General features: G+C 55.7%; 13 protein-coding genes. 10 read left to right on the forward strand and 3 right to left on the reverse strand.

From position 1 onward, the window contains the following. The first annotated feature begins 128 nt into the window (after nucleotides 1–128). On the forward strand, nucleotides 129–944 hold the full coding sequence (locus SVU69_02225) for an EcsC family protein (protein ID MDY6941815.1): 816 nt from the start codon (nucleotides 129–131) through the stop codon (nucleotides 942–944). A 326-nt stretch (nucleotides 945–1,270) separates the two neighbouring features. Beyond that, nucleotides 1,271–2,572, forward strand: a complete 1,302-nt coding sequence (locus SVU69_02230; protein ID MDY6941816.1) for a DEAD/DEAH box helicase — start codon at nucleotides 1,271–1,273, stop codon at nucleotides 2,570–2,572. A 53-nt stretch (nucleotides 2,573–2,625) separates the two neighbouring features. Here SVU69_02230 and SVU69_02235 read toward each other — a convergent pair whose 3' ends face one another. Continuing rightward, on the reverse strand, nucleotides 2,626–3,360 hold the full coding sequence (locus SVU69_02235; protein MDY6941817.1) for a ZIP family metal transporter: 735 nt from the start codon (nucleotides 3,358–3,360) through the stop codon (nucleotides 2,626–2,628). Nucleotides 3,361–3,770: 410 nt separating this feature from the next. On the opposite strand from SVU69_02235, the gene orn reads away from it, so the two are divergent. Then, complete coding sequence (orn, locus tag SVU69_02240) at nucleotides 3,771–4,334, forward strand: oligoribonuclease (GenBank protein MDY6941818.1); 564 nt, start codon at nucleotides 3,771–3,773, stop codon at nucleotides 4,332–4,334. Between the two features lie 132 nt (nucleotides 4,335–4,466). On the opposite strand, the gene ppsA is transcribed toward orn, so the two are convergent. Continuing rightward, on the reverse strand, nucleotides 4,467–6,848 hold the full coding sequence (gene ppsA, locus SVU69_02245) for a phosphoenolpyruvate synthase (GenBank protein ID MDY6941819.1): 2,382 nt from the start codon (nucleotides 6,846–6,848) through the stop codon (nucleotides 4,467–4,469). A gap of 250 nt (nucleotides 6,849–7,098) precedes the next feature. On the opposite strand from ppsA, the gene SVU69_02250 reads away from it, so the two are divergent. Continuing rightward, nucleotides 7,099–7,923, forward strand: coding sequence for a pyruvate, water dikinase regulatory protein (locus tag SVU69_02250; GenBank protein ID MDY6941820.1), 825 nt, complete (start codon nucleotides 7,099–7,101; stop codon nucleotides 7,921–7,923). A 42-nt stretch (nucleotides 7,924–7,965) separates the two neighbouring features. Here SVU69_02250 and SVU69_02255 read toward each other — a convergent pair whose 3' ends face one another. Continuing rightward, nucleotides 7,966–8,388 carry a DUF4345 family protein gene (locus tag SVU69_02255; protein ID MDY6941821.1) on the reverse strand — a complete coding sequence of 141 codons (423 nt, stop codon included), beginning with the start codon at nucleotides 8,386–8,388 and terminating at the stop codon, nucleotides 7,966–7,968. 885 nt (nucleotides 8,389–9,273) lie between these two features. On the opposite strand from SVU69_02255, the gene SVU69_02260 reads away from it, so the two are divergent. From SVU69_02260 to SVU69_02285, 6 genes are all read left to right on the forward strand, one after another. Further along, nucleotides 9,274–9,735 (forward strand): MaoC family dehydratase, encoded by a 462-nt coding sequence (locus SVU69_02260; protein MDY6941822.1) that lies wholly within the window; start codon nucleotides 9,274–9,276, stop codon nucleotides 9,733–9,735. A gap of 28 nt (nucleotides 9,736–9,763) precedes the next feature. Beyond that, nucleotides 9,764–10,951, forward strand: coding sequence for an acyl-CoA dehydrogenase (locus SVU69_02265; GenBank protein ID MDY6941823.1), 1,188 nt, complete (start codon nucleotides 9,764–9,766; stop codon nucleotides 10,949–10,951). Between the two features lie 47 nt (nucleotides 10,952–10,998). Further along, nucleotides 10,999–11,835: a uroporphyrinogen-III synthase gene (locus SVU69_02270; protein ID MDY6941824.1), complete on the forward strand. Its 837-nt coding sequence runs from the start codon at nucleotides 10,999–11,001 to the stop codon at nucleotides 11,833–11,835. A gap of 23 nt (nucleotides 11,836–11,858) precedes the next feature. After that, nucleotides 11,859–13,283 carry a cardiolipin synthase gene (cls, locus tag SVU69_02275; GenBank protein MDY6941825.1) on the forward strand — a complete coding sequence of 475 codons (1,425 nt, stop codon included), beginning with the start codon at nucleotides 11,859–11,861 and terminating at the stop codon, nucleotides 13,281–13,283. A 94-nt stretch (nucleotides 13,284–13,377) separates the two neighbouring features. Continuing rightward, entirely contained in the window at nucleotides 13,378–14,391 is a 1,014-nt protein-coding gene (locus tag SVU69_02280) for an NAD(P)-dependent alcohol dehydrogenase (GenBank protein MDY6941826.1), read from the forward strand. Nucleotides 14,392–14,397: 6 nt separating this feature from the next. Continuing rightward, entirely contained in the window at nucleotides 14,398–15,813 is a 1,416-nt protein-coding gene (locus SVU69_02285; protein MDY6941827.1) for an FAD-binding oxidoreductase, read from the forward strand. Nucleotides 15,814–15,819: the final 6 nt, after the last annotated feature.

Raw genomic sequence — 15,819 nt, forward strand, 5'->3', positions numbered from 1 at the left:
TTGTGGTGCCATCCTCGCACCAGAAGAACCATGCCTGAGATGGCGAATCTTGGCCGAATGATTGTTGATCTGATAGATTCGAACTTACCGGCAGACCGCTTTAGGTTGAGATTATCGGAACCGTCTTTATGATGAATTCGACTTTGGCCTTAACTTTCTCATCTGAGGATCATGAGAGCCTCAAATTGGCTCATCAGCGCTTGGAAAACCCCGGTTTTGCAATTCGGGCGTCCAATCTTCTGGGTTGGCCATTGGAGCATGTGGTTCGTCTATTACCCGAAACGGCATACAAAGAAATCTACGCAGCGGCTCAGATCGGCATTCGGCGTGCACTGGATACCGCCGTCTCGACCCTGAACAGCAAACGACCGGGGCGAGCGGGAGACCGGTTCCATTTGTGGGCAGGCATGGGGGCCGGCGCCCTCGGCGGATCTTTCGGCTTGGCCGGTTTAGCGGCCGAACTACCCATTTCCACCGGCATCATGCTGCGGTCGATCGCCGACGTGGCCATACGTGAAGGTGAGGACCTGGCCGACTTGGAAACGCGGATGGCTTGCCTGGAAGTCTTTGCATTGGGCGGCTATTCACCGGAAGATGACGCGGCCGACGCGGGTTACTATGGATTACGCCTTACATTGGCTGCCTCGGTGTCGCGAGCAGCGACTCACATATCGCGTCACGGGATGGGAAAAGAAGGGGCTCCGGCCATTGCAGCGCTAATAGGTTCCATATCTTCCCGCTTCGGGTTCGCGGTATCGGAAAAAGTTGCGGCGCAAATGGTACCGGTGGTCGGCGCTGCAGGTGGTGCCGCAATCAATTGGCTGTTTATCAAACATTTCCAGAAGATGGCTCACGCGCACTTTACGATGCGTCGCCTGGAACGCCACTACGGCGAGACGATGGTGAAGGCCGCTTATCAAACCATTTCTGAATCCGCTGGTTAGCGTTTGATATCCAAGCTCGGTGCCCCGTTTTCGTGCCCGTAACCACGCTTCGCTCTCCGAGGTATCGATCAAACTTCGCAGCGCTCGCTGTCTTCGAGCGGTCATACCCGATTATCCTTGTCACTTCACTCAAGTCACGATCAATGAGGGCACCTGATCAATTCTCAAGTCGGACACGCACACGCGAGCGAGTTGTGTTAAGCTGTCGTATGAAAATATTACAAGTCCCCGTGCTTTCCGTTTTTCGTTTTTGACCCATGCTTCCCAATGCGGCCCAACGCTCGGCGCCCGCGGACACCACGCAACGAACTCACCCTGGAGTATCCATGTCTTTTATCTCACTCGGCTTGCATGCCGATATTGTCCGTGCCGTGTCAGAATGTGGCTACACCGATCCCACGCCTGTACAGCAGCAAGCGATTCCTGTTGTCCTCACCGGCAAAGACCTCATGGCCGGCGCGCAAACGGGAACGGGAAAGACAGCCGGTTTCACGCTACCCATTCTGCATCGACTGATGGAACACCCCCGACAGGGCGGCAAACGTCTCATCAGGGCCCTGATTCTGACCCCGACGCGTGAACTCGCAGCGCAAGTGGAAGACAGTATTCGCAATTATGGCCGGCATTTGCCCTTACACTCGATGGTGATGTTCGGCGGGGTTGGTATGCAGCCTCAGATCGATCGCTTGCGTCGTGGCGTGGATATTCTTGTGGCAACCCCAGGTCGACTTCTCGATCACGTGCAGCGGGGTACTTTGGATCTGGGTCACATCGAAATATTTGTGCTGGACGAAGCCGATCGGATGCTCGACATGGGCTTTATCCGTGATATACGCAAGGTGCTCAAACTCCTGCCACCGGATCGGCAAAACTTGTTGTTTTCCGCCACGTTTTCCGATGAGATCAAGTCGCTCGCGGAGGGACTTTTAAACGCCCCCGCACAGATCGAAGTGGCCCGCCGAAACGCCACTGCGGAGACGGTTACACAGCACGTCTATCTGGTCGACCGCGCACGGAAACGGGCACTGCTGTCGAAACTCATTCGCGATCATAACTGGTATCAGGTTCTCGTATTCACACGGACCAAACACGGCGCCAACCGGCTCGCGGATCAACTGGATAAGGAAGGCATTCCCGCCATGGCGATCCACGGCAATAAAAGCCAAAGCGCCAGGACCCGGGCCTTATCGGCATTCAAATCGGGGCGCTTACAGGTGCTCGTCGCGACAGACATCGCCGCTCGGGGATTGGATATCAGTGAGCTTCCGCATGTCGTTAACTTCGAGTTACCCAACGTTTCAGAGGATTACGTCCACCGCATTGGTCGCACAGGACGGGCGGGCTCCGAAGGAGACGCCATATCCTTGGTTTGTGTCGACGAATACAAATTGCTCGCGGGTATTGAACGTTTGATCGGGCGCCGTTTTGATCGGCAGATCATGCCCGGTTTCGAACCAGACCCAAACGCCAATCCGCAGCCGATTGAAAACGGCGGGAGAAAACCTCACGGGGAAGTGAATTCCCGCGGCGCGAAGCGGTCAACGGGCAGGCCGGGAGGTTCGCCAAGCAGAAAACGGGACGGTGCACGTCGAGGACAGCCACGATCTTCGCGGCGGGGCGCAGCTTAAAACATCATCGTTGCTCGGAGACTAAGCGACGATGATCCCTTAGCCGATGCCGCTCACCGTTCAGACAGCGTCATGATCACGGCCACCAAAACCCCGCCAGCCAAGGCGACCAGGCTGAATCGCCCGCGCTCTTGCTCTGCTCTCGGTAGTAGGTGTGTTGCGCCGACGTAGACCAAAGCGCCGGCGGAGAGCGAAAGCAAGCTGCCAAGTGTCTCATACCCGATCTCACTGATGATCGGATATGAGATCAACGTCCCCAGGGGCGTGGTCGCAGCGGCGGCTAAAAAAGCGCACAGGGTTGCGTTTCGCTGAGTAAACCCACTCCGTACCAGCAGAAGATAGGTAATGATCCCCTCCGGGAATTCGTGCAACACCATGCCCAATGTGGCCAGAAAGCCGGTGAAAATGCTGACGCTAAAAGCGATCGAGTAAACGAAACCATCAATAAAAGAGTGAAACCCAATGCCGAGCATCGGTACGATTCCGATTGCATAGTCCCGCATGCCCGTATCGCGCTCACAAACGAACGCCGTCACAAATCGATTGAATAGGTAAAGGCTTAAAAAGCCGACCAATAGCCAGATCGGCGCATTGGGAGCCATTTCAAATGATTTAGGGATGATATGTAGAAAACAGGCAGAGATAAGAACCCCCGCCGCAAAGCACATAAAATAGACGGTATTGCGTTGTCCCCAGCTGGCAAATCGGCGAATGGTGGAAATTCCGAGCGATGTCACGAGCGCGGCCGACAGGCTGGTTCCCAGCGCAGTCCAGAACGTATTCTCCATTTTGCAGTCTACTCACTTGTTTTGTGATGCCGAGAGCGCCGCTCGCATGCTTCATATCGCCTCAGCGATTAATCAATTGTACTGCCTGGCCGCTCTTAGTCCTGGAACCGCTATTTCGCAACCGAAGCAACCGAGCGCGGAAGTCAACGGACACTTGGGGCTGTGTATGAAAGTCACTGGAGTGCAGGTACCGGATTTCGCCGCCTGAGGTCTAGGGAATGGTCGCTTATCGAATCCGGCGGTGGGCACGATGACAACGATAGCAAAAGACGAATTAAATGTTATTGAATTCTTCAACTTATTGAAGCAAATGACTTGGTTTTGAAGAGGCTAATACCAGGCCAAGTAAATCATCAAGCGCAAGTTGGTCAACTGCTAGAATAGATCCGGCGTAAACCTAGGGGGGCAACATGCCAACATGTAGTGAGGAAAACCTCATCTGGATCGACCTGGAAATGACAGGGTTGGACACCGATCGCGATCATGTGATCGAGATTGCGACCGTCGTGACCGACAAGGATCTGAATATTCTGGCCGAAGGCCCGGTTCTGGCCATCCATCAACCGGAACAAATCCTGGCCGGGATGGACGAGTGGAATACCCGGCAACACACTGCGTCGGGACTCTTGGATCGCGTCAGAACCAGTGATATCGACGCCGGGGAAGCAGAGCGGCGGACTTTATCCTTCCTCGAATTGTGGGTACCCCCCATGATCTCGCCCATGTGCGGAAACAGTATTTGCCAAGATCGACGGTTTCTTCACCGACAAATGCCGGAACTGGAAGCCTATTTTCACTACCGTCATATTGACGTCAGCACCATCAAAGAACTGGCGCGTCGCTGGGCGCCGCAGGTTACACAGGGGTTTCAGAAGCGCAGTTCGCACTTGGCACTGGATGACATTCGGGATTCCATCTCAGAGTTGATTTACTACCGACAACATCTATTTCTTCCGCTGGCACAACGGGGCTAGTTCTCGTCTGAAAACCAGTGAAGATCATAGAGATTATTGTTTTAATTTAAGCGGCAACTAATTGTTCGCAATAAAAAAACCCGACGCCGGAATCTGGCGTCGGGTTTTTGTTTATACGTCGGAATATCGCGGTTAGCTTTCCGCTTTCTCACCGGCGAGATACAACCAGGTGGGTATGACGGTATCCGGATTCAAGGAAACACTTTGGATGCCTTGATCCAACAGCCATTTAGCAAGATCCGGGTGGTCCGATGGACCTTGGCCACAGATGCCTACGTACTTGTTGGCCCGACGACAGGCGGATATGGCCATCTCCAATAGCTTTTTGACCGCGGGATTACGCTCATCGAACATATCCGCGATGACCCCGGAATCCCGGTCCAGTCCCAGCGTAAGTTGAGTCAAGTCGTTGGAGCCAATGGAGAATCCATCGAAGTATTCCAAAAACTCATCCGCCAACAGCGCGTTCGATGGCAATTCACACATCATGATGACTTTCAGGTCGTTTTTGCCCCGTTCCAAGCCATTCTCAACCAACAGTTTGGTGACTTTCTCCGCACCGCCAACTGTTCGGCAGAAAGGAATCATAACTTGCACGTTGGTCAGGCCCATATCATCCCGGACTCTCTTCAAGGCCTGACATTCCAACTCAAAACAGGGGCGGAAAGCGTCTGCGATATAGCGCGACGTTCCCCGAAAGCCGATCATCGGGTTTTCTTCTTCCGGCTCGTAATCGTGACCGCCCAGGAGGTTCGCGTATTCATTGGATTTGAAGTCCGACATTCGAACGATCACGGGCTCCGGCCAAAAAGCCGCCGCGATGGTCGAAATACCTTCCGTCAACTTGGTCACATAAAAGTCGACAGGGTCGCCATAGCCCGAAATCCGCTCTTCAATTTGAGTTTTGAGTTCGGAATCCAACTGATCGAATTCCAATAGGGCCTTGGGGTGGATGCCGATCATTCGGTTGATAATGAATTCCAAGCGTGCCAATCCCACACCGTTGTTGGGGAGGGTGGCAAAATCGAATGCCCGATCGGGGTTGCCCACGTTCATCATGATTTTGACGGGCACTTCAGGCATGGAATCGAGCTCGGCCTTGCGAACTTCGAAGTCCAACATGCCCGGATACACGTGCCCGGTTTCGCCCTCGGCGCATGAGACAGTCACCGGCGTGCCGTCCGGAATGGCAGCGGTGGCGTTACCGCAGCCGACGACCGCCGGAATACCCAGTTCCCGCGCGATGATAGCCGCGTGACAGGTCCGGCCACCCCGGTTGGTGACGATGGCTGCTGCGCGTTTCATGATGGGTTCCCAATCCGGGTCAGTCATGTCGGTAACGAGCACATCGCCTGGTTGGACACGAGCCATTTCGCTGATGTCGTTGAGCACACGAACGGTTCCAGCTCCCACGCGTTGACCGATGGCGCGTCCGGAAGCCAAAAAGCGATCCGCTTTTTCTTTGAGAACATAACGTTCGAGCGTCTTATGAGAGGGGTTGCTTTTGACCGTTTCGGGACGCGCTTGCAAGATATACAGCTTGCCATCGTTACCGTCTTTACCCCACTCGATGTCCATCGGGCGCTGGTAGTGCTTTTCAATAATGACTGCCTGCCGTGCGAGTTCTTCGATTTCCGCATCCGTGAGGCAAAACTGGTGACGCTCCGCTTCGGAAACATCCACCGTTCTGACGCTGCGTCCGCTCCGTGCCTCGTCGCCGTAGATCATTTTGATGGCCTTGTGTCCCAGTGTGCGGCGTAGCACTGCGGGACGACCCGCTTCCAAGGTGCGCTTGTGGACGTAGAATTCGTCCGGATTGACCGCCCCCTGAACCACCGTTTCGCCAAGACCATAGGAGGCGGTGATAAAAACCACACCATCGAATCCCGACTCGGTATCCAAGGTGAACATCACACCTGATGCGCCGATATCGCTGCGCACCATACGCTGGACACCAGCCGATAATGCCACGTGGCTGTGATCAAAGCCTTTGTGCACGCGGTAAGAGATGGCGCGGTCGTTATAGAGAGAGGCAAACACCTCTTTAACGGCGTGTAGAACGTTTTCCAGGCCATGGATGTTGAGGAACGTCTCCTGCTGACCGGCGAAAGACGCGTCGGGCAAATCTTCCGCGGTAGCCGAGGACCGCACCGCCAGCGCGAAGTCGCCGCCGGCCTCATCTGCCATCTTCTGGTAAGACTGGCTAACGGCTTGCTCGAGCGTCGCTGGGAAAGACGCATCCATGATCCATTGGCGGATCTTGGCACCGGTTTGCGCCAGCGCTTCGACATCGTCCACATCGAGACTGGACAAGGCTTCATTGATTTTCTTGTCAAGTCCGTCTTGTTGTAGGAATTCTCGGTAGGCATGAGCGGTGGTTGCGAAACCATCGGGGACGTGGACACCGGCTGCACTCAGATTGCTGATCATCTCTCCAAGAGATGCGTTCTTTCCACCGACGCGTTCAACATCGCCCATGCCCAACGCTTTGAACCAAACTAAATAGTTGTCCACTGATCACTCTCCACGCTGGCTTGAGTCTGTTCGACAAAATGGGAATATTTTAGACCGAAGCGATTTAATTTTTCGGCAGGAATTGAGCATCGACTGAATCACAGAAAACAGACGAATCACCGACATCGCCCGGGCGACAAAACGCGGACTTTGCCATAAGATTGACAACCATGCGGTTGCCGCGTAACCGTGAACACGTGTCATACGTCTTCAAATTCAGTCTGCCCCCTAGATGCAAGAACCTTAGCATATGGAAACGAAACGTACCGTCTTTTACTTGTCAGACCGAACCGGAATCACCGCCGAGACCTTAGGTAATAGTCTATTAACCCAGTTTGATGGTGTCGAGTTTAAATATATCAGCATTCCGTTTATCAAGACCGCCGAAAAGGCGATGCGGACGGTGGAAATCATCAATCGCGCAAATGCGGAAGACGGCATTCGCCCTTTGTTGTTTTGCACGTTGGTGGATGATGAGATCACCAGCATACTGGCGCAAAGCGAAGGGGTGTTGTTGGATCTGTTTGGTACATTCATCGGGCCACTCGAGGTAGAGCTTGGACGTAAGTCCTCGCACAGCGCGGGTCGCGCTCACGGAATCGCCAATACCCGTAACTACTATGCCCGTATCGAAGCGATGAACTTCGCTATCGATAGCGACGACGGAAACTCACCCGACGACTGGCGACAGGCCGATTTGATTTTAGTCGGTGTTTCCCGCAGCGGGAAAACGCCGACGTGCTTGTATCTGGCGCTGCAATATGGAATCCGGGCCGCCAATTATCCGCTGGTGGAATGTGACCTGAAAGGATTGATTCTTCCCGAATCTTTACGTCCCTTTCGGAACAAACTCTATGGCCTGAGCATCGACCCTGAACGATTGGAGCAAATACGCGCCGAGCGGCGCCCCAACAGCCGCTATTCCAGCAAAGAACAGTGCGCCTGGGAGCTCCGAACGGCACAACGGCTGTTCGACGCCGAAGCGATTCCCTGGCTCAATACCACGTCAAAATCAATTGAGGAAATCGCAACGACCATCCTGCATGAAACCGGTGTGCCACGCCGTTTCTTTTGATCGGCGAACAATCCACCCGGTGAGCGATATCAATCCGGGAGTCTAAACCGTGGCCGGTCTCGAGTGCGTTGCCGACGCGGCACCGGACATCAATGCGGCCAGCCCGGCAATAGCCGTGCCCGCTTCGTAGATGAACGCAAGAACAATATAGGCGCCGCCCAGCCCGTGCATGGAGATGCCGACACCTCGGGCCAGCGCCAAGCCGCCGGCCATCGCAACAGCGGTCCAGAGGCCATATCGAACCATCCCCGGAAACACACAGCACACCAATAGTAAAATCCCAAAAGCCGCCTGGAAGCCACCGTACATGGCCTGAAGTTCAATCACGGCACTTGTTGAGGGGGTCTCCAATCCGGACAACCCCGCAGCGAGAGCCGGGTCGAACACGCAATACAAACCGTACAGGCCGAAAATCAGACCGGTGACTAACAACACACCCCGACCAAAATCGATATAACGCCCCATATTTCCTAACCTCCTGCGGGTTCCCATGCAGAGTGAATGCCTGCCGGATTCTGTCGACCGACCCAGGACACCCGGTTAAATCTAGCAGTTCATGGGCAAGATAGAATACCTCGCCGATCCTCGGTAAGCTTTCGCGAACTGGTGGGCGAACCCGACCGCCCTCGAACGAGAAAATAGACCCTGGATGACTCACGAGCGGGAATCATTCAGGGCTTGCCGCGGACACGCTATGGTATATTTCGCGCAATGGTTATGTTCACCACAGCCTCTCGGAACGATCTCTGTGCAACGCCCAATCTAAAAGGATTGATGGCGCTGTACGAAAGTAACTATGCGCGAACCTACAAGCTGTTCCCGGGACGAGAGGATGATCGATCCGGGGCGGTTTCTATCATCGCCAACGACTTACCGTTGCATCTCACCATCTTGGAACGTTGCCGGTACACCACAACCTATCGCCTGACATACTATTTCTCGCAAGGATCAAAACACTTGCCCGATCCTGATCTTGAGATTCGCGTGTATCATGATGCGCGCCAGGCGGAGGCGCTCAGTTGCGGACGAAATCAACATTGTCCGATGCTTCTAGCGTTCAAAACTGACCAGGGGTCTGATTTGCAGCGGAAGTGGCAGTTAAATCTGTTGCTCAACAAGTGGTTAAGGTACTGTTTGGATAGAGGTCATCGTTTTCCGCTCAAACCATTCGCCCCATTTCAACCAAGAACCACAGGGTAAGTCAGAAACTAAATTATTTTGCTTGGCGTATGCCGATCGCGCCGCCGCACATGAATCGATTTCCGGGGTCTGTACACCAGAGTCGAAATTTCTTGGCGGGGAAGGGAACCTCCGCAGGAGGCGTATTGTTGATAGTGGGAGAAGGAACAAATGGCCAAGCGAGTCATCAATGGCTTGGATGATCTAAAAGCATTGCTCGGTCAAGAAGTGGGCGTCAGCGACTGGGTAGACGTCACACAAAAGCGTATTAATCTGTTCGCCGAGGCGACTGAAGACCACCAGTGGATTCATACTGACCCCCAGCGGGCCGCTGAAGAATCGCCTTACGGTGGCACCATCGCGCATGGTTACCTGACAATCTCTTTGACGCCCGCTTTAATCGACCAAATCGTCGAAATTCGGGGCGCCAAAATGGGCGTAAACTACGGGCTCAACAAACTCCGGTTCAGCGCCCCGGTACCCGCAGGGAGTCGCATTCGCGTCAGAGTCAAACTCGTTGGCGTACGAGAAATTGCGGGCGCCATTCGCACCGTAACCCAGTTGACCGTAGAACGTGAGGGGGCATCGAAACCGTGTTGCACCGCCGAAACCCTCAGTCTCTACTATTTCTAGTACGCTATACCGTGGATATTAAGCGGGCATGAAACCCGCTCCCGCGCCATCCGCTTTTTGTTGGCAGGATCCATTCCGGCTTCACGATCAACTGACGTCCGAGGAACGCGGTGTTTGGTCTTCGGTCACCAAATGGGCTGAACAGACCTTATCGCCGCGGATTACCGACGATTTCCGTCATGAGCGTTTCGAGCGAAACCTGGTTCGTGAAATGGGGCAAGTGGGGCTGCTCGGCGCCACGATTCATGGCCACGGCTGCGCCGGCTTGGGGTCGGTGGCTTACGGTCTCATCGCCCGCGCTTTAGAGACCGTCGATTCGGGATATCGTTCCCTCATGAGCGTCCAGTCGAGTCTGGTCATGTACCCCATTGACCGGTACGGCAGCGATTCTCAGAAATCACATTATTTACCTCCCTTGGCCAGGGGGCAGATCATCGGTTGTTTCGGGCTGACCGAACCCGATCACGGTTCGGATCCCACAGCGATGAAAACGCGGGCCGTTCCGGTTTCAGGGGGTTACCACCTCACGGGCAGCAAAAACTGGATCACCAACGCACCGGTCGCGGATCTCTTATTGATCTGGGCGCGCGATGACAAGGGGGTGGTTCGAGGTTTTCTCGTCGAGCGGGATTCGCCGGGTCTTAGAACCGCCGCAATCACCGGAAAAATGGCGCTGCGTTCATCCACCACCGGCCAGATATTCCTTGATAATCTGTTCGTACCCCACGAGCAGGTACTTCCCCACGCTCAAGGATTCGGTGCGCCTTTCTCTTGCTTGAACAAGGCACGCTACGGCATCGCTTGGGGCGCCATGGGTGCCGCTGAGTCCTGCTGGTTGGCGGCGCGTGATTACACCCTGGAGCGCCATCAGTTCGGTGAGCCGCTCGCGGCCAAGCAATTGATTCAGAAAAAACTGGCCGACATGCAAACGGAGATTGCATTGGGTCTGCAGGCGGCTTTGCGGGTCGGTCGGTTGATGGATGACGATGGCGCAGCGCCGGAAATGATTTCACTGATCAAACGCAACGCCTGTGCCAAGGCCCTTAACATCGCCCGCGACGCGCGCGACATGCATGGAGGCAATGGGATCTCGGACGAGTACCATGTCATTCGCCACATGCTCAACCTTGAGGCCGTGAACACCTACGAAGGCACATCGGACATTCATGCGCTGATCCTGGGCCGATCCCAGACGGGATATAACGCTTTTGGATAAGATGAACGCGTATCGGGTGAGTGAAACGTGACTGGAGGAAACCGTCAGTGAAACAGCCTTTGGAAGGTCTGACCTTTGCGTTGCCCGAAACGCGACAACTCGACGTACTCACTGGACTCATCGAACGCCGAGGCGGGAATGTGCGGCGTTGCCCCCTGGTAGCCATTTTGGATACGCCCGATAGCGCTGGCGTGGAGCGGTGGCTGAGGGAATTCGTGGAGCAACCGCCGCAAGAACTCATTTTGCTCACCGGTGAAGGTTTAAGACGCTTAGTCGGGTTTGCCGAAAGAGCGAATATTGCCAACGCTTTTTTGACGGCCCTCGGACAAACCCGTACGGTCACTCGTGGACCCAAACCAGCGCGTGCCTTGAAAGAATTGGGTTTATCACCCAGCGTCGCGGCCATTACACCGACCACCGAAGGCGTCATTGAAACGCTGCGACAAGAAACGCTCGAAAACCACGAAGTGGGCGTGCAACTGTACGGCGAAGATCCCAATACGCGGCTGATCTCGTTTTTGCAAGGTGCTGGTGCGAAACCCCGACCCGTTGCACCGTACGTGTATGCGCCAGCCAGCGACGAGCAAAAAGTAGTTGACCTCATCCGCGAGCTGAGCGCCGGCGGTATCGATATGATTCTTTTTACCAGCCAACCGCAATATCGGCGACTTTGCAAAGTCGCGGAGAACGTCGGTCTGTCGAGCGAACTGGCAACCGGCCTTCGTCAGACGAAGGTGGCTGCCGTGGGTCCGGTGATGGCGAATTGTCTCGAGTCGGCCGGCGTTCGAGTCGATACGATGCCGCCAGAATCATTTTTCATGAAGCCCATGGTGGCCGAAATCGAGCGATGGTTGGGCGGGCGCGGAAACAAAAATTCAACCTGATTTTTATCGAGGGCCGGTGCTGAATGGAGTTCTGGTACAGCCTATTTGCGCTTTTCATCACCGTGCTGGCGGTGCTGCTGTCGGCCCATATTGTGCTAGTCAAACGAGAACCTCGTGCCGCTTTACTGTGGGTTACGGTACTTTGGCTCGTGCCTTTTTTAGGTGCCATACTGTATTTGTTGTTCGGGGTTAACCGCATACGACGTCGCGCTTATGCCCTGAACAGACCACGCTTGCAACACTTGGCCGGCACAGTAGATACCGATCCCAGGGAGCTCAGGCTCGCCTTGGGACGTGGTTATGAACATTTGCTCGCACTGCGGAATCTGGGCGACCGAGTCACAAATAGCCCGCTACTTCCCGGTAACGCCATTACCTTATTGGTCGACGGTGATGAAGCGTTTCCAGAAATGCTCAAAGCAATCTCTCAGGCGACGAAGAATATCACCCTCTCAACCTATATCTTCGGCAACGACCGCATCGGCCAGGGTTTCGTCAAAGCCTTGGTTGCCGCGATGAACCGGGGCGTAGAAGTCCGGGTGCTGATCGACGCTGCAGGGGAGCGATACAGCTGGCCCTCCATCGTCGGGGTACTACAGAAGGCCGGTATTCCCGTTGCTCGCTTCTTACCTCACAAACCCAACCGCCTAGTGGGACTGAACCTCAGAAATCACCGTAAACTCTTAGTTGTGGACGGTCGTATCGGTTTCACTGGCGGCATGAACATCCGCGTGCATCACCTCCAAAACGCCGGCCGGCGAAGCACGCGGGATCTGCACTTCCGGCTCGAGGGACCCATCGTCGGTCAATTGCAGGAAGTCTTCGTCCAAGATTGGGCGTTCTCAGACGGTGAAATATTAAAGGGTGAAGATTGGTTCCCCGAACTGCGTCCGATTGGGCGAATATTCGCTCGTGGCGTGCCCGACGGCCCAGACGAAGACCTGGAAAAACTGGTGTGGACGCTACACGGTGCACTGAGTCTGGCCAAACGCCGGGTCCGCATCATGACGCCGTACTTTTTGCCGGACCGGGCGCTGGTTACCGCACTTAACTTAGCGGCTTTGCGCGGTGTCAAGGTTGATATCGTCCTACCGAGCAAAAACAATTTGCCATATGTTCAGTGGGCAATGATGGGGCAAATATGGCAAGTGCTCCAGCATGGCTGCCGCGTTTGGCTGACGCCCAAACCGTTCGATCACACCAAGCTGATGGTGGTCGACGAGGCCTGGGGATTTGTGGGATCCGCCAACTGGGACCCCCGAAGCCTGCGGTTGAATTTTGAGTATAACGTGGAGTTCTACGACCGCGAGTTGGCTCACCAACTGGACTCACTGGTGGTCGAGCGAATCGCCACGGCCACGCCGTGCACGCTGGAGACGGTCGATAACCGCGCGCTGCCGGTCAAGCTGCGCGACGGCATAGCTCGCTTGGCGACACCCATACTTTAGAACCCAATAGAATGAGAATGTACCAACACGGCCCCAAAACTCGATGGTCTTCATCGTCGTGGGGTACATCACGTAGACCCGGGAGGATTGACGCATGAGAGTGGTTGAAATCGGCAATGCCTTCGGTCTGGAGAATCTTAATCTTGGCGAGCGTGAACCGGCCGATCCCGGCCCGGGCGAGGTGACGGTTCGCATCCATGCTGCCTCATTGAATTATCGGGATTTGATGATGGTTCGGGGCCTTTATAACCCCCGACAAAAATTGCCGCTGATCCCATGCTCCGACGGCGCAGGCGAAGTGGTCGCGGTAGGCGACGGCGTCAGCCGTTTCCGTAAGGGCGATCGGGTCGCGGGCATATTCGCCCAGAAATGGCTTGCCGGTCCGGGCGATAGTAAAGTCGCCCGTTTCACCCTGGGGGGACCGCTGGACGGCACCCTTGCTGAACAGATGAACTTTCACGAAGATGGCTTGGTGTCCATACCGGACCATCTGACTTTTGATCAAGCCGCGACTCTGCCCTGCGCGGCGGTCACCGCGTGGCATGCGCTCGTGGCCCATGGTCAGATCAAGGCGGGGGACAGCGTGTTGGTGCTCGGGACGGGGGGGGTGTCACTGTTCGCGTTGCAACTGGCACAAGCCAGTGGGGCGCGCGTGGTGGTCACATCCAGTCAAGACGACAAGCTCGAGCGGGCCCGGCGTTTGGGTGCCTGGCAAACCATCAATTATCGAACGACGCCTGATTGGCCCAAACAGGTCTACGAGCTGACCAACGGCGAGGGGGTGGATCACGTGGTGGAAGTCGGCGGTGCAGGGACCTTATCGAAATCCGTCGATGCTGCCGGTATTGGCGGACGGGTAAGCGTGATCGGCGTACTGTCGGGCACCGCGGCCGAGATCGATGTCAGACGATTGCTGATGAGAGGAATCCAGCTCCGCGGCGTATTCGTCGGCAGCCGTTCCATGTTTGAGGACATGAACCGCGCCATCAGCCAGCACCGTATCGAGCCGGTGGTGGACAACGTGTTCCCGTTAGAAGACACCCGCGAGGCATTTGAGCATATGGCTCAAGGGCGTCACTTCGGGAAAATCGTTATTCGGGTTTCTTGACCAAACATGGCCGAATTGAACGCTGCCTTGGCCAAGCTTCGTAAAACCGTCGGGCCGAAAGGCTGGCTCGATTCGCCCGACGCCATGCGACCTTACCTGGAAGAGCGCAGGGGACTGTTCGAGAGTCAGGCGGCTGCAGTGGTCTGTCCCGCCAATACCGATGAAGTCGCGGCCGTGGTGAAAATTTGTCACCAATCGGGGATCGGCATCGTCCCGCAAGGCGGTAACACAGGTCTTTGCGGCGGCGCGGTTGCGGCCGATCGGCAGATATTGCTCAACCTCCGGCGGATGGACCGGATTCGCGCCGTCGATACCGCCAACGACACCATCACGGTAGAGGCCGGCTGTTTGTTGGCTGAGGTACAAAGGGCCGCCGAACAAGCGAACCGGCTGTTTCCATTGAGCATCGCCGCGGAAGGAAGCTGTCAGATCGGCGGCAACCTAGCCACCAATGCGGGCGGGCACAACGTGCTGCGCTACGGCAATATGCGAGATTTAACACTCGGAGTGGAAGTTGTTCTACCCGATGGTCGGATTTGGAACGGACTGAGTGCTCTCCGCAAGGACAACACCGGTTATGATCTGCGCCATCTTTTTATCGGCTCGGAGGGCACCCTTGGCGTCATCACTGCCGCCGTTCTGAAGTTGTTTCCGGCATTGCGTCAGCGTGTGACAGCGTTCGCTGCGGTCTCCGCTCCCGCAACCGCGATGCGACTACTCGAGACGCTCCAACGCGCCACAGGTCAATCCGTGACCAGTTTTGAACTGATATGCCGACGCGCCTTGGACTTCGTGTTTTCGACCATCCCGCAAACGAGAGATCCGCTGGATACGCCCAGCAGCTGGTATCTGCTGATCGAAGTGGGTACCTCCGGCGATGACAGTGGTTTAGAAGCCATTGTGGAAAATATACTCGCCGATGCCCTGGAAGCCGGTGATTTGGCCGATGCGGTGCTGGCCACCAGTGATTCGCAACGGGCCGACTTCTGGCGGCTACGCGATTCGATACCGGAAGCTCAGCGAAAGGTCGGCGCCAGCATCAAGCACGACGTTTCCGTGCCGCTGTCCCAAGTCCCCACGTTTCTCGAGCGCGCCACGGCGGCTGTGACTGCCGTCGATTCCCGCGTTCGGGTTTGTCCGTTCGGTCACGTCGGTGATGGCAATATCCACTTCAATTTGAGCCAACCGGTGGACATGGACGGCCAAGCGTTCATCCAAGCCTGGGCCGACTACAATCGGATCGTGCATGACATCGTGCATGAACTCGGGGGGAGTGTGTCCGCTGAACACGGAATCGGACAGCTCAAAATCGCGGAGATGGCTCGCTATAAAGACCCTGTTGCGCTGGCGCTGATGCACGCGATCAAGCGAGCATTGGATCCCGATCGAATCATGAATCCGGGGAAAATTCTGCCGGATTGACCCGCC

This window comes from Pseudomonadota bacterium (genome assembly GCA_034189865.1).
In the GTDB taxonomy this organism is placed as follows: domain Bacteria; phylum Pseudomonadota; class Gammaproteobacteria; order UBA5335; family UBA5335; genus JAXHTV01.

Coding starts and splice junctions, on each gene's coding strand:
- SVU69_02225 (MDY6941815.1), top strand. CDS start 129: ATGATGAATTCGACTTTGGCCTTAACTTTCTCATCTGAGGATCATGAG.
- SVU69_02230 (MDY6941816.1), top strand. CDS start 1,271: ATGTCTTTTATCTCACTCGGCTTGCATGCCGATATTGTCCGTGCCGTG.
- SVU69_02260 (MDY6941822.1), top strand. CDS start 9,274: ATGGCCAAGCGAGTCATCAATGGCTTGGATGATCTAAAAGCATTGCTC.
- cls (MDY6941825.1), top strand. CDS start 11,859: ATGGAGTTCTGGTACAGCCTATTTGCGCTTTTCATCACCGTGCTGGCG.
- orn (MDY6941818.1), top strand. CDS start 3,771: ATGCCAACATGTAGTGAGGAAAACCTCATCTGGATCGACCTGGAAATG.
- SVU69_02235 (MDY6941817.1), bottom strand. CDS start 3,360: ATGGAGAATACGTTCTGGACTGCGCTGGGAACCAGCCTGTCGGCCGCG.
- SVU69_02280 (MDY6941826.1), top strand. CDS start 13,378: ATGAGAGTGGTTGAAATCGGCAATGCCTTCGGTCTGGAGAATCTTAAT.
- SVU69_02265 (MDY6941823.1), top strand. CDS start 9,764: ATGAAACCCGCTCCCGCGCCATCCGCTTTTTGTTGGCAGGATCCATTC.
- SVU69_02285 (MDY6941827.1), top strand. CDS start 14,398: ATGGCCGAATTGAACGCTGCCTTGGCCAAGCTTCGTAAAACCGTCGGG.
- SVU69_02250 (MDY6941820.1), top strand. CDS start 7,099: ATGGAAACGAAACGTACCGTCTTTTACTTGTCAGACCGAACCGGAATC.
- SVU69_02255 (MDY6941821.1), bottom strand. CDS start 8,388: ATGGGGCGTTATATCGATTTTGGTCGGGGTGTGTTGTTAGTCACCGGT.